Source organism: Spirillospora sp. NPDC046719 (genome assembly GCF_040645715.1).
Classification (GTDB): Bacteria; Actinomycetota; Actinomycetes; order Streptosporangiales; family Streptosporangiaceae; genus Spirillospora.
This window is the reverse complement of the sequence record NZ_JBEYYT010000205.1, coordinates 1-16309: the sequence shown is the minus strand read 5'-3', so window position 1 is coordinate 16309 and position 16309 is coordinate 1. Positions and strand designations below refer to the sequence as shown.

General features: G+C 73.9%; 18 protein-coding genes. 9 read left to right on the top strand and 9 right to left on the bottom strand.

The features are described 5' to 3' along the window. The first annotated feature begins 216 nt into the window (after positions 1-216). The 3 genes from ABZ914_RS29600 to ABZ914_RS29590 all read left to right on the top strand — a co-directional run bounded on the left by ABZ914_RS29600 (position 217) and on the right by ABZ914_RS29590 (position 1944). Positions 217-591, top strand: a complete 375-nt coding sequence (locus ABZ914_RS29600) for a phage holin family protein (protein ID WP_500197191.1) — start codon at positions 217-219, stop codon at positions 589-591. A 73-nt stretch (positions 592-664) separates the two neighbouring features. Continuing rightward, positions 665-1405, top strand: a complete 741-nt coding sequence (dapB, locus tag ABZ914_RS29595) for a 4-hydroxy-tetrahydrodipicolinate reductase (protein ID WP_433139391.1) — start codon at positions 665-667, stop codon at positions 1403-1405. Continuing rightward, complete coding sequence (locus tag ABZ914_RS29590; protein ID WP_500197193.1) at positions 1405-1944, top strand: transglutaminase-like domain-containing protein; 540 nt, start codon at positions 1405-1407, stop codon at positions 1942-1944. The genes dapB and ABZ914_RS29590 overlap by 1 nt, the downstream gene beginning before the upstream one ends. Here the strand turns inward: ABZ914_RS29590 and ABZ914_RS29585 are convergent. Further along, complete coding sequence (locus ABZ914_RS29585; protein ID WP_500197189.1) at positions 1941-2414, bottom strand: nitroreductase family deazaflavin-dependent oxidoreductase; 474 nt, start codon at positions 2412-2414, stop codon at positions 1941-1943. The genes ABZ914_RS29590 and ABZ914_RS29585 overlap by 4 nt on opposite strands. A 50-nt stretch (positions 2415-2464) precedes the next feature. Continuing rightward, on the bottom strand, positions 2465-3340 hold the full coding sequence (locus ABZ914_RS29580) for a sigma-70 family RNA polymerase sigma factor (protein WP_500197188.1): 876 nt from the start codon (positions 3338-3340) through the stop codon (positions 2465-2467). A gap of 100 nt (positions 3341-3440) precedes the next feature. Here ABZ914_RS29580 and ABZ914_RS29575 point away from each other — a divergent pair, with 100 nt between their 5' ends. Further along, the gene (locus tag ABZ914_RS29575) at positions 3441-4292 is read left to right on the top strand and encodes an SCO6745 family protein (RefSeq protein ID WP_500197186.1); all 852 of its coding nucleotides are present in this window, start codon (positions 3441-3443) and stop codon (positions 4290-4292) included. On the opposite strand, the gene ftsH is transcribed toward ABZ914_RS29575, so the two are convergent. Together ftsH and modA are read right to left on the bottom strand one after the other, a co-directional pair. Beyond that, entirely contained in the window at positions 4289-6340 is a 2052-nt protein-coding gene (gene ftsH / locus ABZ914_RS29570) for an ATP-dependent zinc metalloprotease FtsH (protein WP_500197185.1), read from the bottom strand. The two genes, ABZ914_RS29575 and ftsH, sit on opposite strands and share 4 nt — an antisense overlap. Before the next feature lie 161 nt (positions 6341-6501). Further along, positions 6502-7299: a molybdate ABC transporter substrate-binding protein gene (modA, locus tag ABZ914_RS29565; protein ID WP_500197184.1), complete on the bottom strand. Its 798-nt coding sequence runs from the start codon at positions 7297-7299 to the stop codon at positions 6502-6504. 165 nt (positions 7300-7464) lie between these two features. Here modA and ABZ914_RS29560 point away from each other — a divergent pair, with 165 nt between their 5' ends. Then, positions 7465-8145 (top strand): uracil-DNA glycosylase, encoded by a 681-nt coding sequence (locus ABZ914_RS29560; RefSeq protein WP_500197182.1) that lies wholly within the window; start codon positions 7465-7467, stop codon positions 8143-8145. Between the two features lie 77 nt (positions 8146-8222). Here the strand turns inward: ABZ914_RS29560 and ABZ914_RS29555 are convergent, their stop codons facing one another. From ABZ914_RS29555 to ABZ914_RS29540, 4 genes are all read right to left on the bottom strand, one after another. Beyond that, complete coding sequence (locus tag ABZ914_RS29555) at positions 8223-9089, bottom strand: 1,4-dihydroxy-2-naphthoate polyprenyltransferase (protein ID WP_500197181.1); 867 nt, start codon at positions 9087-9089, stop codon at positions 8223-8225. A gap of 43 nt (positions 9090-9132) precedes the next feature. Continuing rightward, on the bottom strand, positions 9133-10797 hold the full coding sequence (locus ABZ914_RS29550) for an MFS transporter (RefSeq protein WP_500197179.1): 1665 nt from the start codon (positions 10795-10797) through the stop codon (positions 9133-9135). Between the two features lie 108 nt (positions 10798-10905). Then, on the bottom strand, positions 10906-11460 hold the full coding sequence (locus ABZ914_RS29545; RefSeq protein WP_500197177.1) for a GNAT family N-acetyltransferase: 555 nt from the start codon (positions 11458-11460) through the stop codon (positions 10906-10908). 53 nt (positions 11461-11513) lie between these two features. Further along, positions 11514-12059, bottom strand: a complete 546-nt coding sequence (locus tag ABZ914_RS29540; RefSeq protein WP_500197175.1) for a CGNR zinc finger domain-containing protein — start codon at positions 12057-12059, stop codon at positions 11514-11516. A 99-nt stretch (positions 12060-12158) separates the two neighbouring features. Here ABZ914_RS29540 and ABZ914_RS29535 point away from each other — a divergent pair, with 99 nt between their 5' ends. Together ABZ914_RS29535 and ABZ914_RS29530 are read left to right on the top strand one after the other, a co-directional pair. Next, positions 12159-12449, top strand: a complete 291-nt coding sequence (locus ABZ914_RS29535) for a hypothetical protein (protein ID WP_500197174.1) — start codon at positions 12159-12161, stop codon at positions 12447-12449. Then, positions 12446-12799, top strand: coding sequence for a VOC family protein (locus ABZ914_RS29530; RefSeq protein ID WP_500197172.1), 354 nt, complete (start codon positions 12446-12448; stop codon positions 12797-12799). The genes ABZ914_RS29535 and ABZ914_RS29530 overlap by 4 nt, the downstream gene beginning before the upstream one ends. A gap of 49 nt (positions 12800-12848) precedes the next feature. On the opposite strand, the gene ABZ914_RS29525 is transcribed toward ABZ914_RS29530, so the two are convergent. After that, complete coding sequence (locus tag ABZ914_RS29525; RefSeq protein WP_500197170.1) at positions 12849-14237, bottom strand: aminotransferase-like domain-containing protein; 1389 nt, start codon at positions 14235-14237, stop codon at positions 12849-12851. Here ABZ914_RS29525 and ABZ914_RS29520 point away from each other — a divergent pair. Together ABZ914_RS29520 and ABZ914_RS29515 are read left to right on the top strand one after the other, a co-directional pair. Continuing rightward, positions 14236-15258, top strand: a complete 1023-nt coding sequence (locus tag ABZ914_RS29520; protein WP_500197168.1) for a DMT family transporter — start codon at positions 14236-14238, stop codon at positions 15256-15258. The genes ABZ914_RS29525 and ABZ914_RS29520 overlap by 2 nt on opposite strands. Then, complete coding sequence (locus ABZ914_RS29515) at positions 15233-16258, top strand: hypothetical protein (protein ID WP_500197166.1); 1026 nt, start codon at positions 15233-15235, stop codon at positions 16256-16258. Before ABZ914_RS29520 ends, ABZ914_RS29515 begins: the two co-directional genes overlap by 26 nt. Positions 16259-16309: the final 51 nt, after the last annotated feature.

Below are 16309 nucleotides of genomic sequence, written 5' to 3'. Positions count from 1 at the left end.
CAGGCACGCGGAGCGAGTGCAGCGAGCGGAGCGGGCATGCCCGTGGCGGGGGCTGGGGTCTGGCCTTCCGTGGGGTTGATCAGCCGGCAGGACCGCTTGGTCCGCTGTGCGTGTCTCTCCGGGGTGGTGGCTTTCCGCAGCGTCGGTCAGCCGGCTGGACCGTTGGGTTCGCTGTGCGTGGCGGTTCGGCGGGGGGTGGTGGGGTATCGGCGCGGGGTGAAGATCCTCATCAGAGTGGTGATCTCGGCGATCGCGCTGTGGGTGGCGGCCGCCGTGGTGGACGGCATCGACGTGCAGGGCGGCAGCACGGGGGAGAAGGCGCTGACGCTGCTGGTCGTCGCGGTCATCTTCGGCATCATCAACGCGGTGCTGAAGCCGGTCATCAAGGTGCTCGGCTGCGTGTTCTACATCGTCACGCTGGGGCTGATCGCCCTGGTGGTGAACGCGGGGCTGCTCATGCTGACCAGCTGGGTGGCGGGGGAGCTGCACCTGCCGTTCCACGTGGAGTGGTTCTGGCCCGCGTTCTGGGGAGCGATCATCATCGGCCTGGTGAGCTGGCTGCTCAACCTGTTCGTCGCGGACGACGAGTGATGGCGGTGGAACCGGCGCCGGGACGCGGTGCGGCGGCCGGTAGGCTCGTCGCACGCTTCATCGGGAGGAACACGTGATCAAGGTTGGGGTGCTCGGCTCGCGCGGCCGCATGGGGGCCGAGGTGTGCCGGGCCGTGCAGGGCGCGGACGACATGGAGCTCGTCGCCGCCGTCGACCAGGACGACGACCGGGAGCCGCTGACCGCCGCCGAGGTGGTCGTCGACTTCACCCGCCCGGCCGTCGTCATGGACAACCTCAAATGGTGCGTGGACCACGGGCTGCACGCCGTCGTCGGCACCACCGGGTTCGACCCGTCGCGGCTCGACACGGTCCGGTCGTGGCTGACCGGCGGCAAGGGCCCGAACGTGCTGATCGCGCCGAACTTCGGCATCGGCGCGGTGCTGATGATGCACTTCGCGCAGAAGGCGGCCCCGTTCTTCGAGTCCGTCGAGATCGTGGAGCTGCACCACCCGAACAAGGTGGACGCCCCGTCCGGCACCGCGTACCGCACCGCCGAGCTGGTCGCCGCCGCCCGCGCGGAGGCGGGGGTCGCGCCGCCGCCGGACGCCACCACCGAGGAGTTCGACGGCGCCCGCGGCGCCGACGTGGACGGCGTCCATGTGCACGCGGTCCGGCTGTCCGGTGCCGTCGCGCACCAGGAGGTCGTGCTCGGCGGCCACGGCGAGCTGTTCACCATCCGGCACGACTCGATGAACCGCGAGTCGTTCATGCCGGGCGTGCTGCTGGCCGTCCGCAAGGTCGTGGACGCGTCCGACCGGCTCACCGTGGGCATCGAGTCGCTGCTCGGCCTGTGATGGAGTTCGCTGCCGAGCCCTGGGACTACCTCGCCGCGTCCGAGGCGATCGACATCGAGCACCCGCTCGTCCAGCGGACCGCCTCGGACCTGCGCACCGGCGACGACATCGCGTACGCGCGGGCCGCGTTCGACCATGTCCGCGATCAGGTGACCCACTCGATGGACGTCGGTGACGAGCGGGTCACCTGGCGCGCCTCCGACGTCCTGGAGCAGCGGACCGGGCTGTGCTACGCCAAGTCGAACGCGTACGTCGCGCTGCTGCGGGCCGGCGGCATCCAGGCGGGTCTGTGCTACCAGCTGGTGGACGGGTTCGTTCACGGTCTCGCGGCGGCTCTGGTGGACGACCGGTGGGTCCTTCTCGATCCGCGCGGCAACAACGACGAGGTCCACGTGGAGTTCTCCGCGTCGGAGGACCGCCTGGCGTACCCGGCGGTGCCGGTGCTGCCGACGGTCCACGCGGCGCCGCACCCCACCGTCCTGAAGGCCCTCAAATCGATGCGGAGGCTCTCCGCGGAGGCGCTTCCCACCACCCTCTAGCGGACGCGGGAGAGGCGGACGAAGGGCAGTTCGCGGCCGACGCGGCGGTAGTCGTCCTTGGTGCCGTCGACGATGAAGCCCATGTACCGGAGGAGCCTCGCGGCGGCCCGGGGATGGCGCGGCGCGTAGCGGATCATCAGCTCCCCGCCTTCCTCGGCGTCCAGCGGATGCGCCGTGACGGCGAACCGGCTCCGCCCCACCTGGACGGTCGCCCGGGGCGTCTTCAGAAGGTTGCGGTACCAGTCGGACCGGGGGCCGAAGCCGGAGCAGACGACGTAGTCGTCCCCGGAGTGCTCGACGACCTCCACGACCGCCTGCCGGGGCTCGCCGGACGCGCGGCCCACGTGCTCGAGCAGCAGGAAACGGTCCCCGAACAGCGGGCCCAGGCCCATCCGGTACAGGTGGACGGGCAGCCGGAACAGGGTCCGGCGCAGCCCCGACGGCGGCGCGGGCCGCTTGGGGATCTCCATGGCGCTCCCTCCCCGGCCCGTCCTACCCGCGACGGGCCGGGGAAGTCGCGTCAGTCGAGGACGGCCAGGTCGAGGCGCTCCAGGCGGACGGGGTCGGCGAGGATGTCGATCGCGACGATCCGGCCGTCCGCGACGGTGAACCCCAGCACCGACGCCGGGCGGTCGCCGTCCATCGACACGACCCCGGCGGTCCCGTTGACCAGCGCGGGACGCGACGTGTAGGCCGCGCTGCGGCTGAACATGACCGCCTGGTCGGCGACCATGCGGGCGCCGCGCAGATGCTGCCAGCCTGCGGCGCCGAGGTCGGCGCGGAGTTCCACGTCCGGGTCGAGGACGGCGACGAGGGCCTCGAAGTCGCCGGCGCGCGCCGCGGCGTGGAAGGCGTCCACCACGGCGCGCTGGCGGGCCGGGTCGCGTTCAGGGACGGGCGAGGCGCCCCGCACCCGGCGGCGGGCCCGGCTGGCGAGCTGCCGCGCCGCGTCCGCGGACCGGCCCACGATCGGCGCGATGTCCTCGAACGGCACCGCGAAGGTGTCGTGCAGCACGAACGCGAGGCGCTCGGCGGGCGTCAGCGACTCCAGCACGACCAGCAGCGCGAGCCCGACGGAGTCGGCGAGCAGCGCCTCCTGCTCGGGATCGGTGCCGGAGGCCGGCCCGATCACCGGGTCGGGCAACCGTTCCTCGATGGGGTCCTCGCGGCGGGACGTGCGGGACCGCAGCATGTCCAGGCACACCCGCCCGACGACGGTCGTGAGCCATCCGCCGAGGTTGGCGACCTCGCTGGTGTCGGACCGGCTCAGCCGCAGCCACGCCTCCTGGACGGCGTCGTCCGCCTCCGCCAGCGATCCGAGCATCCGGTAGGCGACCGCCTTCAGGTGCGTCCGGTGCTCCTCGAACCGGTTCGCCAGAAAGTCGCGCTCGTCCATTGCAGTCCCCCTCGTCGGCCCCATCCACCACATTGACGGATCGGCCGGGCCGAATGTGACGGCTTGTCGGGTGCGAGAACGTGCCCTTAACGTTCGACGGGTGGACGACTCGATCGCGCGGGACCTGTGGACGGTCCTGGAGCCGCTGCACGCGGTGACGTACTTCGAACCCGAATGCCTGGAGGCGAACAAGGAGGTCGGGCTGAAGGGCTTCTGGATGGGCTACTTCGGCAGCCGCGCCGCGCCGATGGGCGCGGTCCCGGCGGGCGTGGTCGAGGCGGCGTTCTTCGGGTTCCATCCGTCCCGGGTGCGGCGGGCCGTCCCGGACGCGTGGCGTTTCGCCTCGCCCGAGCGCATCCTCGGGATACGGGGCGCGGCGGCGGCGCGGGCCCTCCGCCGGATCGTGCCGGGGATCGAGCGGACGGCCGCCGAGACGGCGCCGGTCCTGCACCGCGCGGTCGAGGAGGCGGACACGGCGGGGCGCCCGCTGTTCGGCGCCAACCGCGACCTGGACGTCCCGGACGACCCCGTCGAGGCGCTCTGGCAGGCCGCCACGGCGCTGCGCGAGCACCGCGGCGACGGGCACGTGGCCGTCCTCACGAGCGAGGGGCTCGACGGGCTGACCGCGAACGTCCTCGCCGCCGCCGTCGGCGCGGTCACCTCCGACCAGATGCTGATCAGCCGGGGCTGGTCGCGGGAGCAGTGGGACGAGGCGGCGGACGCCCTCGCCGCCCGCGGCCTCGTGGAGGGCGGCACCGCGACCGGCGCGGGACGGTCCCTCAAGGCCCGCGTCGAGGAGCGCACCGACGCGCTCGCCGCCCCGCCCTACCGCGCCGTCGACGACCCGAAGGCCCTCTACGACCTGCTGGTCCCCGTCGCGGAGGCGGTGGCCGACGCGGGGGAGATGCCCTACCCCAACCCGATCGGGCTGCCCCGCGTCGGCCGGGCCTAGCCGCGCGTGGGGGTCTTGGAGAGGTCGACCTCGGTGATGCTGCGGGTGATCCCCGCGGCGGAGTAGGCGGCCTCCTCGTCGAGGGTCTCGGCCTCCAGCAGCGCGGCGGCGAGCGAGTCGAGCTGGTCGCGGTGCGCGCGCAGCGTCTCGAGGGCCTCGGCGTAGCACTCGTCGACGATCCGGCGGGCCTCCAGGTCCACGGCGTCCAGGGTGCCCTGGGCGGCGTACTGGCCCATCGGCTCCATGCCGTCGGACGGCAGGATCGACAGCGGGCCGACCTTCGGGGACATGCCCCAGCGGCCCACCATCCCGCGCGCGATCTTGGTGACCTGCTCCAGGTCGCTCTCCGACCCGGTGGTGATCACGCCGAACACCAGCTCCTCGGCGGCCATCCCGCCGAGCGCGCCGATGATCCGGCCGCGCAGGTACCGCTCGTCGTAGGCGTAGCGGTCGCTGTCGGGCGTGGACACGGTGACGCCGAGGGCGCGGCCGTGCGGCACGATCGTGATCTTGCGGACGGGGTCGGCGCCCGGCTGCAGCATGCCGAGCAGGCCGTGCCCGGACTCGTGGTAGGACGTGCGGCGCCGCTCCTCGTACGGCATGACCAGCGCGCGGCGGGTGCCGAGCTGCACCTTCTCCAGCGCGGTCTGGAAGTCGTCCATGTCGACCGCGCTCTTCTCGCGCTTGACGGCGAGCAGCGCGGCCTCGTTGACGAGGTTGGCCAGTTCGGCGCCCGTCATGCCGGGCGTCATCTTCGCGACCGAGCGGATGTCGGCGTCGCCGCCGAGCGGGACCTCGCGGGTGTGCACCCGCAGGATCGCGACGCGGCCGTCCAGGTCGGGCGGCGACACCGCGACCTGCCGGTCGAACCGGCCGGGCCGCATCAGCGCCGCGTCGAGGATGTCAGGGCGGTTGGTGGCGGCGATGACCACGACGCCCTCGGAGCCGGAGAAGCCGTCCATCTCGGTGAGGATCTGGTTCAGCGTCTGCTCGCGCTCGTCGTGCCCGCCGAGGCTGGCGCCGCTGCCGCGGGTCCGCCCGATGGTGTCGATCTCGTCGATGAAGATGATCGACGGGGCGGTCTTGCGGGCCTCGGTGAACAGCTCGCGGACGCGGGCGGCGCCGACGCCGACGACCATCTCGATGAACTCCGACGCGGCGGCGGAGTAGAACGGCACGTCGGCCTCGCCGGCGACGGCGCGGGCCAGCAGCGTCTTGCCGGTGCCGGGGGCGCCGGTGAGCAGCACGCCGCGCGGGACGCGGGCGCCCATCCGGCGGTACTTGCCGGGGTCCTTGAGGAAGTCGACGACCTCGCTGAGCTCGGCCTCGACCTCGTCGATGCCGGCGACGTCGGCGAACGTGGCGCGCTTCTCGTCGGGCGCGACGGGCTTCGGCGAGCGGCCGAAGCCGCCCATGATCCCGCCGCCACCGCCGCCGGTCATCCGGCGCTGCAGCCACACCATGACGCCGATCCACAGGCCGACGAACAGCAGCGTGGGCAGCAGCGACAGCGCCAGGTTGGCGAGCAGGCCGCGGTCCTCGTTGACGGGCTTCGCCTCGACCGCGACGCCCTTGTTCACCATCTCGGTGTAGATCTTGTCGTCGGCGAACGCGGGACGCAGCGTCTCGAACGCCGTGTAGGTCTTCTTCGTGTCCTTCTGGCCGGGGACCTGCTGCGCGTTCTTCAGCTTGCCCTGGATCTGGTAGCCCTTGGTGTAGACGTCCTTGACGTTCCCGGCCTGCACCTGCTGGGTGAAGGCCGTGTAGGGGACGCTCACCTTGTCCTGCCGGCCGGTGTAGTGCATCGAGACGTAGCTCAGCCCGAACACCACGAGCAGCAGCAGCCAGAACAGGGAGGTGTTGCGGCGGGGACGCCAGCCGCCGAAGCCGCCGCCGGCCTTCTTCGGCCGCTCGGGCACGCCCTCGGCGCGCCAGGGCCGCTCGGGGTCGTTGCGCGGCGGCACCGACTCGCGCCGGTCGCGCTCCGTGGAACCTGCACGCTGCGCCGCCGCCTCGCTCGGCTGTGGCGCGGGTCGCTTGGACGGCACGTCTGGCATCTCCCGGTACGCATCGCTCGCGCGTGGCACGAGTGATCGGCTTCGACGGAGTCCCGGTTCGGGGCTCCGGGGTGGTAAACGGGATTCCGGTACGAGACGTTCCCGTGCCGTATCAGCGGTGGGCGAACGCACACCCCGGGACGTGGCGCGGGTCACTGCGGGTCGACGGGGGTGGTGAACCCGTACTTGTGGAACAGCCGCTGCGCCTCGGGCGTGACCAGCCAGGACACGAAGTCGTCGGCGTCCCGGCGGTGCGGCCCGACCTTGACCGCCGCCGCGGAATAGGTCGCGGTGACGTTCTGGTCGGCCGGAATCGGAACGCTGCTGACCGCGACCCCGGCGGACCGGAGGTCGGTGATGTAGACCACGCCGGCGTCGGCGTCGCCGACGCGGATCTCGTCCAGCACGGCCCGGGAGCTGATCTCCTCGGCGCTCGTCCGGACGGTCACCCCCGCCTTCGCGAACGCCTGGCGGGTGTAGCGGCCGATCGGCACGGACGAGGCGCCCGCGACGACCCGCAGCCCCCGCCGCTCCAGGTCGCCCAGGCCCTGGATGCGCTTGGGGTTGCCGGGCCCGACGGCGATGGTGAGCGAGGTGCCGCAGATGGCCCGGCGGTGGCCGTCGAGATACCGGCCGACTTGGTCCAGGCTGGCGGTGTCGGCGGTCGCCAGCACGTCGCCGGGGTCGCGCTCGGCGAGCCGCTCCGCCATCTCCGCCGAACCGCCGAACTCCGGCCTCACCCGGACGTCCGGGTGCGTCTGGCGGTAGGCCGTGCTCATCTCGCCGAACACCTCGGTGAGCGACGAGGACGCCAGCACCGTCAGCGTCACGGGCCCGGACGAGCCGCCGCACCCGGCGGCGAGGCCGGCCAGGACGACCGGGACGAGCAGGGCGGACGCGCGGGCACGCCCGACGGCGCCGGAAAGGCGCGCTCGGGGGGAGTCGGGCATATCGCAGAATCCTAGGGACGGACCCGGTCCGTCCTCGGGATTCCGCCTTCAGCGTGTCGGCGGCGCCCGAGGGGCGCCCGCCACTCCCGCCGATCGTCTCCGGCGTGTCGGTGCCCGGCGCTACTGTTCCCTCAACCGAGATCACTTTCCCCGGAGGCACGGACGATGTCCCTCGACCTGATGGAACTGCTCCCCGCCGACTGGAGGCAGCGGCTCGAACCGCTGCTCGACCCGGTCGCCACCGCCGCGCTGGGCGCCTTCGTGGCGGGGGAGTACGACGGGCAGACCGTGTACCCGCCCCGCGAGGACCTGTTCAACGCGTTCCGGCACTGCCCGTTCGACCGGGCCCGCGTGCTGATCCTCGGCCAGGACCCCTACCACGGCCCGGGCCAGGCGCACGGGCTCAGCTTCAGCGTCCGCGAGGGCGTGCGGCTGCCTCCGTCGCTGCGCAACATCTACAAGGAGATGGCGTCCGACCTGGAGATCCCGCCCGCCGTGTCCGGCGACCTCACCCCGTGGGCCGACCAGGGCGTCCTGCTGCTGAACGCGGTGCTGACCGTGCGCGGCGGCGACGCCGGGTCGCACGCGGGCAAGGGCTGGGAGGACTTCACCGACGCCGCGATCCGCGCGCTGAACGACAAGACCGACCGCGTCGTGTTCGTGCTGTGGGGCGCCTACGCCCGCAAGAAGGCGCGGCTCATCACCGGACCGCAGCACACCGTGATCGAGTCCGCGCACCCGAGCCCGCTGAGCGCGAAGAAGTTCTTCGGGACGCGCCCGTTCAGCGCCGTGAACAAGGCACTGGTCGACGCCGGCCAGCCCGAGATCGACTGGAGCCTCGCCTGACCGCGGCGGGCTGAGCGCCGCGCCGGGCCCGTCTCACCCGCGCGGAGGAGGCGGGCCCGTCTGGTTCCCCGTGCGGCTCAAAGCGCCAGGCCGATGGCGAGCAGTACCCCGTAGGCGATCTGGAGGCGGCCGGTCTCGCCCAGCACCGGGATCAGGGCGGGGCCGGACGCGCCGCCCAGCACCTTCTGCGTCGGCGGGATCGACAGCGGCGCGGCGAGCAGCGCGATCAGCGCCCACGGGTGCGGCGCGGCCAGCACCAGCACGAACATGAACGGCAGCGCGGCGCACGCGGCGTACAGGATCCGGGTTCGGTGGTCGCCGAGGACGACCGCGAGCGTCCGCTTGCCGGACTCGCGGTCGGTGGGGATGTCGCGCAGGTTGTTGGCGACCAGCAGCGCGCAGGCGAGCAGGCCGACCGGCACCGCCGCCGCCCAGCCCTCCCAGGGCAGCTTCTCGGCCTGCACGTACACGGTCCCGACGACCGCGACGAGGCCGAAGAACACGAAGACCGACACCTCCCCGAGGGCCCGGTAGCCGTACGGGGTCTTGCCGCCGGTGTAGAACCACGCGGCGAGGATCGCGACCGCGCCGACCAGCAGCAGCCACCAGGTGGTGACGGCGGCGAGTACCAGCCCGGCCACGGCGGCGGCCAGGAAGCAGCCGAGCGCGGCGGCGAGGACCTGCTTGGGCGGGGCGACCTTCGAGCCGACGAGGCGCAGCGGCCCGACGCGGTCCTCGTCGGTGCCGCGGATGCCGTCGCTGTAGTCGTTGGAGTAGTTCACGCCGATCTGCAGGACGAGCGCGACGAACGCCGCCAGGAGCGCGCGCCACCAGATGGCGTGGTCCACGCCGATCGCGACGCCGGTGCCGACGACGACGGGAACGAGGGACGCGGGGAGGGTGCGGGGCCGCGATCCGGCGACCCATTGGTTCAGCGTGGCCACAGTTACCGCTCGTTCTCGTGGGACGACAGGGGTTCAGGGGGTGTCAGCCGCCCTGGGGTTCCGATTCTTCCCGATGTCGATCAGTGCTCGGGCGCAGCCGGAGCGAGAGGATCAGCCCGGCGGCGAGGATCGCGGCGGTCGTGAGCGCGGCGTGCCTGGTCGCGACGGCGAGGCTCGCGTCCGCGGCGTGCGCCTCGACCGCCGTGCCGGGACTGTCGTGAAGATCACGTCCGTACGTCCCGGCGCTCTCGCGCAGGTGCCGGGTCACCGACGCCTGCACGTCGGGCGCCAGCGCCGTCCCGGCGAGCCGGTCGCTCATCGCGTGCCCGAGGCTCGTGGCGAACACCGTCCCGATCAGGGCGATGCCGAGGGCGGCGCCGACCTGCCGCGCGGTGGACTGCGTGCCGGACGCCTGCCCGGCCTGCGCCGGCGGGACGTCCGCGAGCGAGACGTTCGTGAGCTGCGCCGACGTCAGGCCGAGACCCAGGCCGTACAGCAGCATCCAGGGCGCGAGCCCGAACCCGCCGGTCGTCGCGGACACGGTGACGCCGAGGGCGAGGACGGCGGCGACCTCCAGCACCATGCCGATCTGCACGACCCGGTGCGCGCCGCGCTTGTTGGCGAGCTTGCCCGCGTACCCGCCGGTGAGGAACGCCCCGATAGCCAGCGGCAGGATCGCGACGCTGATCTGCAGCGGGTTCGTGCCGTGCACGCCCAGCAGGAACAGCGGCAGGATGAACAGCAGCCCCAGCTCGCCCACGTTGATCAGGGACGAGGCGAGGTTGCCGTGCCGGAAGTTCGGGATCCGGAACAGGTCGAGGTCCAGCATCACCGGACGGCCCGCCGCCGCCCGCGCCCGCTCGACCACCACCAGCGCCGCGATCAGCACGATCCCGAGCGCGATCACCACCGGGACGGGCGACAGCCCGGTGCCCGGCCACTCGAACCCGCCCACCGAGAACCGCCGGGTGGCCGCCCACCAGCCGTACGTCTGGCCCTCGATCAGCCCGCACACCAGCGCGGCGAGCCCGAGCGCGGACAGCGCCGCCCCGGACCAGTCGATCTCGCGCAGCGTGCCCCGCGCGGCGGCGCCCGCCCCGCGGGTCTCCGGCATCAGCCGGAACGCGGCCGCGATGAGCGCCGCGCCGAGCGGCACGTTGATCCCGAACGCCCAGCGCCAGCCGCCGCCGGTCGCGACGGCCCCGCCGATCAGCGGCCCGAGCGCGGCCATCCCGCTGATCATCGAGCCCCAGATCCCGAACGCGATGGCACGGTCCCGTCCGGTGAACACCGCGTTCACCGTGGACAGCGTCGCGGGCAGGACCATCGACGCGCCGACGCCCTGCGCCGCCCGCGCCGCCACCAGCGCGCCGCCGCCGCCCGCCGCCGCTGCGGCGAGGCTCGCGAGCGCGAACACCGCCACGCCGAGCACGAACATCCGGCGCCGCCCGAACAGGTCGCCCGCGCGGCCGAACGGGATCAGCAGCGCCGCGAACACCAGCGAGTACACCGAGGTGATCCACTCCGCGCCGGCGGTCGTCAGGTCCAGGTCGGACACGATCCGCGGCAGCAGCACGCCGACGATGGTGGCGTCCACGACGACCAGCGACACGCCCAGGCTGATGACGACCATGCCGAGCCACCGGCGGTGGTCGGCGCTCGGCGGCGTCGCCGGGGCATGCGGCGACAGGGAGGTGGACTCGGGCACGGCCTCAACGATATGGCCGGACGGGCCGTGCCCCTCACCGACCCCTGCCGAACAGCGCCCCTATCGAACGGTGCTCTCAGCGAACGGTGCTCTCAGCGAACGGTGACGTCAGCGAACGGTGATGTCGGTGTGGAGCCGGACCTGCCGGACGGGCTCGCCCATGTCGAGGGTGCGGGCCGTCCCGTCCGGCGCCCAGCCGGCGCCGCCGAGGAACGCCCGGGTGACCTCGTCCTTCTCGAAGGCCCAGCTGATCAGGGTGGTGAAGCCGTCCTCGCGGAGCAGGTCGACGGTGGCGGCGAGCAGCCGGCTGCCGTGCCCGGCGCGGGCGTGCAGCGGGTCGACCAGCAGGGTGATCAGCTCGGCCGTGGTCGCGGCGTCGAGGTCGGGGTCCTCGGCGGGCGCGTGCGCCGCGAATCCCACGACCAGGTCGGACGCGACCGCGACGAGCAGCCGGTGCCGCGGGCTCGGCGGGTTCGCCGCCGCGTCCGCCCACCGCTCCTGCCACGCCTCCAGCGCGTCCGGGCCGGTCACCCGGTCGAGGACGCCGGCGGGGAGCAGGTCGCGGTAGCCGTGCCGCCAGGCGCGCACCTGGATGTCGGCGACGGCGGCCGCGTCCGCGCGCCGCGCTTCCCGCACCCCCGCATCGGCCCCACCACCGGTCATCGCAGCCCCTCTCCCTGGACGATCACCGCACACCCTAGGGCCCGGACACCGGCTCAGGCGCGGTTGCGGGCCCGGTAGGCGCGGGTCTTGGTGCGGTTGCCGCAGGTGCGCATCGAACACCAGGACCGCGACCGGTTCTTGGACGTGTCGAGGAACGCCCAGCGGCAGGTGCCCTCCTGGCAGACCTTGAGGCGCGGCCACGTCCCGGCGGCGGCCGCGTCCATGATCGCGGCGGCGAGGCGGGCGAGTCCCGCGGCGGCCGTCGCGGGCGGGTCGAGCGGGACGAGCGCGGGCCGCGGCCCGGTGAGGACGACGCGCAGCGGCAGCGCGGCGAGCGCGTCCTCCAGCTCGCCGGGGAAGCCGGCCTCCTGCGGCCCGTGGTGGGCGGCCATGGCCTCGTGCAGGCCCTCGCGCAGGGCGATCGCGGTGCTCAGGTCGGCGGGCCCGGCGGGCGTCCCGGGCGGGACGAGCCCGCGCCCGGCCAGCCATCCGGCCAGCGCCTCCGGCGCGGGGAGGCCGTCGGTGCCGGAGTCGACGTCCAGCGTGTTGACGAAGTCCTGCAGCAGCAGGGCCGGGTCGTCGGTCTGCGCGTCCGTCATCGTCCCTCCACCCGTCCGTGAGCAGCCTACCAACCGTCGACACCAGTGAACGGGTTTGAGTGGTTGCACGATTCCGACACCACCGTTACCGTTTCACTGGTGTCAATGAAGGGAGGCGCGATGAACGCGCTGCCGTACCTGGCGGGCCTCGCGACCCGGCACGCCTGGGCCGAGCGGGAGTTCGCCGGACTGCAGGCCGACATCGTCGAGGCGCGGCTCACCGCCGGCGCCCTGGCGAGGGAGCGCGCGGCGCGCAGGCGCGCCCGGCTCGGCGCCCGGCTCCGCGCCCTGCGCCCGGCGCGTCCGGTCCGCCGTCCCGAGCCCGTGCACTGCCGGCGCGCCGCCGCGCGCTCGGTCCGGATCGCCCGTCCCGTGGGAGGAGCCCGATGAGCGGACTGAAGCTCGGCGTCGTGGTCGACTGCGCCGACCCGGAGGCGCTGGCCGCGTTCTGGGGCGGGCTGCTCGGCGTGCGGACCGCCGCCGCCGAGGACGGCTGGCTCGACCTGGAACCGGCGGGCGAGGGCGGCCCGGTCCTGTCGTTCCAGCGCGTCCCGGAGCGCAAGACGATCAAGAACCGGATCCACTTCGACCTGGACGTCCCCGACATCCACGCCGCCGGCGAGCGCGCAGCCCGCCTCGGCGCGACCCCGGCCGGCGGGCCGATGGGCGACCCGCGGGCCCCGTTCCGGGTGTGGCGCGACCCGGAGGGCAACGAGTTCTGCTTCTGCACGGTGCCCTGACCGCCCCGACCGCCCGGGCGGCCATCGGCCCTGGCCGTCCGGCGGGACGTCAGCGCAGGACGGTGGCGAGGCGCCGGACGCCCTCCGCCAGCTCCGCCTCCGACGACGCGCTGCCGTAGCTCAGCCGCAGGAACGGCGCGGGCGGCTCGGCGGGGAAGAACGGCCGCCCGGCGCTGACCAGCACTCCCGCGCGCAGCGCGGCCTCGGCGACCGCGACGTCGTCGAGGCCGTCCGGCAGCCGGACCCACAGGTGGAGGCCGCCCGCCGGACGGTTCGGGCGCAGCTCCGGCAGGTCGCGGGCGAGCGCGGCGCGCAGCGCGTCGCGGCGCGCCGGCAGCGCCGTCCGCAGCGCCCGCAGGTGCCGCGGCCAGCCAGGCGAGCTGACGAGTTCGAGCAGCGTCTCCTGCAGCGGCCGGGCGGGGAAGAACTCCTCGACGAGTTGCGTCGCGCGGATCCGCTCGGCGACCGGGCCGCGCGCGATCACCGCGGCGATCCGCAGGCTCGGCGCGGTGGCCTTGGTGAGCGAGGCGATGTGCACGACCCGGCCGTCGGCGTCCTGCGCGATCAGCGGCGGCGGAGGCCGGTCGATGCCGAGGTGGCGTGCGTAGTCGTCCTCCACCACGAAGGCCCCGGCGGCGCGCGCGATGTCGAGGACGCGCGCGCGCCGTTCGGCGCTCAGCACCGCCCCGGTCGGGTTGTGGAAGGCCGGCTGGCAGTAGAACGCCCGCGCGCCGCTCATCGCGAACGCCTCCGCGAGCAGGTCGGGGCGGACGCCGTCGGCGTCCACCGGCACGGGGACGGGCCGCAGCCCGCTCGCCCGCGCGACGGCCAGCACGCCGAGATACGTCGGCGACTCGACCAGGACGGGCGCGCCGGGCGGGAGCAGCGCCCGCAGCACGGTCGTGAGCGACTGCTGCCCGCCGTTGGTGACGGTCACGTCGCCGGGGGACACGCCGCCGCCGACGCCGCGGGCGAACCAGGCGCGCAGCTCGGGCACGCCGCCGGGGCGGGGCATGTCCCACGCGTTCGGCCGCCGGGCCGCCCGCCCCGCGGCGTTCGCCAGGGCGCGGACCGGCTGCAGACTCGGGTGCGGGTAGCCGCCGCTGAGCGCGACGGCGCCCTCCGGCGGCGGGGTGAGCAGCCAGGACACGCCCGCCGCGTCCACCGAGCGGCCGGCGAGGGCCACCGCCTGCCAGCCGAAGTCGGCGGGCTCGGACGCGGCGGAGGGGCGGCGCGCGGCGAACGCGCCCGCGCCCGGGCGCGTGACGACCAGCCCCTCGGCGGCGAGCAGCCCGATGGCCCGCGACACCGTGACGGGGCTGACGCGGTGCCTCTCGACCAGCGCCCGGCTCGACGGCAGCCGCTCGCCCGGGCTCAGCCGGCCCACCTCGGTGCGCAGCGCGTCGGCGAGTGCCGCCACACTGCTATCGTTATTCATGAAGACCAAGGATAGCGCTACTGTCTCCAGCACGGTAGCGGGCACGGGGCCGGGGATCGGCATCTGGCTCGCCGCGCTGGGCGTGCTGATCTTCTCTTTCACCCTTCCGGGCACCGAATACGGGCTGGAGGGCCTCGACCCCTACCTGATCGGGGTCGGCCGGTCGGCCGCCGCGAGCGTCCTCGCCGCGATCGCACTGCTATCGGTCCGGGCCCGCCGGCCGCGTGGCCGCGAATGGGGCGCGCTCGCCGTCGCGGCCGCCGGGGTGGTCTTCGGGTTCCCGATCCTGTCCACGCTCGCGCTCGACCGGGGCGCCTCGTCCTCCCACTCGGCGGTCGTGGTCGGGCTGCTCCCTGCGGCGACCGCCGTCCTCGGCGTGCTGCGGGCGGGCGAGCGCCCGTCCCGCGCCTTCTGGCTCGCCGGTGCCGCCGGCGCCGCCTGCGTCACCGGCTTCGCGCTGATCCGGGGCGCCGGCCGGTTCAGCGCCGCCGACCTGCTGCTGTTCGGCGCGCTGCTGGCCGCCGCCGCGGGCTACGCCGAGGGCGGCCGCCTCGCCCGCGACATGCCCGGCTGGCGGGTGATCTCCTGGGCGCTCGTCCTGGCGGCGCCGATCACGGTCCCGGTGACCGGCGGCCTGCTCGCGACGACGCACCCGCACTGGACGGGCCACGCCGTGCTCGGCTTCGGCTACGTGACCGCCTTCTCCGCCTACCTCGGCTTCTTCGCCTGGTACGAGGGGCTGGCGCGGGCCGGGATCGCCCGCGCGAGCCAGGTCCAGCTCGCCCAGCCGGTGATGACGCTCGGCTGGTCGTGGCTGCTGCTCGGCGAGCCGATCGACGCGGTGACCGTGCTGGGCGCCGCCGGCGTCCTCGTGTGCGTGGCCCTGACCCAGCGGACGCGGGTGCGCCGCGCCCCCTCCGCCTTCCCGGTCGCGGCCGGGACGCCCACAATGGACGGTAGGGCGTCACGAGACGGTGACCATCGAGGAGCCTTGCATGGCCGACAAGCCGACCGTTCCTGAGGGCGGGTTCTGGCCCGCCCCGGACATCCCGCAGCCGAACATCTACCCGATGGAGTGGCGGGTCGAGACCGACAAGCTCGCCGCGATCTACGAGAAGTCGAAGCGGACCGTCTGGAACCCCGCCGACCTGCCGTGGGACGAGCTGCGCCCGGACGGGTTCCCGCTGGAGCAGCGCCTCGGGCTCATGTACTGGTTCGCGGTCCTCGCCAACTTCGACGCCTCCGGGCCCGCGGTGTTCGCCCGCGCGACCATCCACGCGTTCGAGCAGCACGAGGAGGACCCGGTCCGCAAGTGCTTCTTCTCCATCACCCGCGACGAGATGAACCACGAGGAGTGCTGCCAGCGGTCGATCGCGCGGATCTGGCCGGGCGGGCCGCTCGACTGGACGCCGCGGACCGACCTGGAGAAGGCCGCGCACAACAACATCGGCTGGCTCTACCACAACGGCGGCCGCTACTGGCAGGGCTACAACAGCGCCGTCCGCAAGTACTCGCTGGCCGTGCTGTTCACCAGCTTCATGATGGGGGAGATGGCCGCGTCGACGCTGTTCCGCGGCATGGCGTCCGGCACCCGGCATCCGCTGTTCGGCGAGATGTTCAAGCGGATCGGCCGGGACGAGTCGCGGCACCTGCAGATCTGCATGACGATCCTGGAGAACGAGTGGCCCGGCCTCACCGAGGACGTCAAGGGCCAGATCACCAAGCAGCTGCGGGCCGGCTTCGTGTTCCTGTCGATGATCCTCTGGGAGCCGCCGGAGGGCTTCTGGGACCTGCCGCCCTACTTCCTGCACAACCACCGCGTGCTGATGGACCACGCCCGCGACGCGGGTCTCGGCGTGCTGTCGTTCGACGAGCAGGCGGAGAACTGGCGGGTCGCGATCGCCCGCGTCCGCGCGATCGTGGAGCGCTGGGGCATCGAGTTCCCCGCGATCCCCGAGCTGGACATCTCCGGCGTCGACGTCAGCGGCATCGAGGCCGAGGACATCATCCCGGTCTTCTGAAGGCGGTGCGTTCGGCGCCGGGCGCCCCGCGCGGGGCGCACCCCGGGGAGG

What these genes read in the sequence shown, in the direction of transcription:
- ABZ914_RS29590 (WP_500197193.1), top strand. Translation starts at nt 1,405, where the DNA reads ATGGAGTTCGCTGCCGAGCCCTGGGACTACCTCGCCGCGTCCGAGGCG.
- ABZ914_RS29585 (WP_500197189.1), bottom strand. Translation starts at nt 2,414, where the DNA reads ATGGAGATCCCCAAGCGGCCCGCGCCGCCGTCGGGGCTGCGCCGGACC.
- ABZ914_RS29580 (WP_500197188.1), bottom strand. Translation starts at nt 3,340, where the DNA reads ATGGACGAGCGCGACTTTCTGGCGAACCGGTTCGAGGAGCACCGGACG.
- modA (WP_500197184.1), bottom strand. Translation starts at nt 7,299, where the DNA reads ATGCCCGACTCCCCCCGAGCGCGCCTTTCCGGCGCCGTCGGGCGTGCC.
- ABZ914_RS29560 (WP_500197182.1), top strand. Translation starts at nt 7,465, where the DNA reads ATGTCCCTCGACCTGATGGAACTGCTCCCCGCCGACTGGAGGCAGCGG.
- ABZ914_RS29545 (WP_500197177.1), bottom strand. Translation starts at nt 11,460, where the DNA reads ATGACCGGTGGTGGGGCCGATGCGGGGGTGCGGGAAGCGCGGCGCGCG.
- ABZ914_RS29540 (WP_500197175.1), bottom strand. Translation starts at nt 12,059, where the DNA reads ATGACGGACGCGCAGACCGACGACCCGGCCCTGCTGCTGCAGGACTTC.
- ABZ914_RS29530 (WP_500197172.1), top strand. Translation starts at nt 12,446, where the DNA reads ATGAGCGGACTGAAGCTCGGCGTCGTGGTCGACTGCGCCGACCCGGAG.
- ABZ914_RS29520 (WP_500197168.1), top strand. Translation starts at nt 14,236, where the DNA reads ATGAAGACCAAGGATAGCGCTACTGTCTCCAGCACGGTAGCGGGCACG.
- ABZ914_RS29525 (WP_500197170.1), bottom strand. Translation starts at nt 14,237, where the DNA reads ATGAATAACGATAGCAGTGTGGCGGCACTCGCCGACGCGCTGCGCACC.
- ABZ914_RS29515 (WP_500197166.1), top strand. Translation starts at nt 15,233, where the DNA reads ATGGCCGACAAGCCGACCGTTCCTGAGGGCGGGTTCTGGCCCGCCCCG.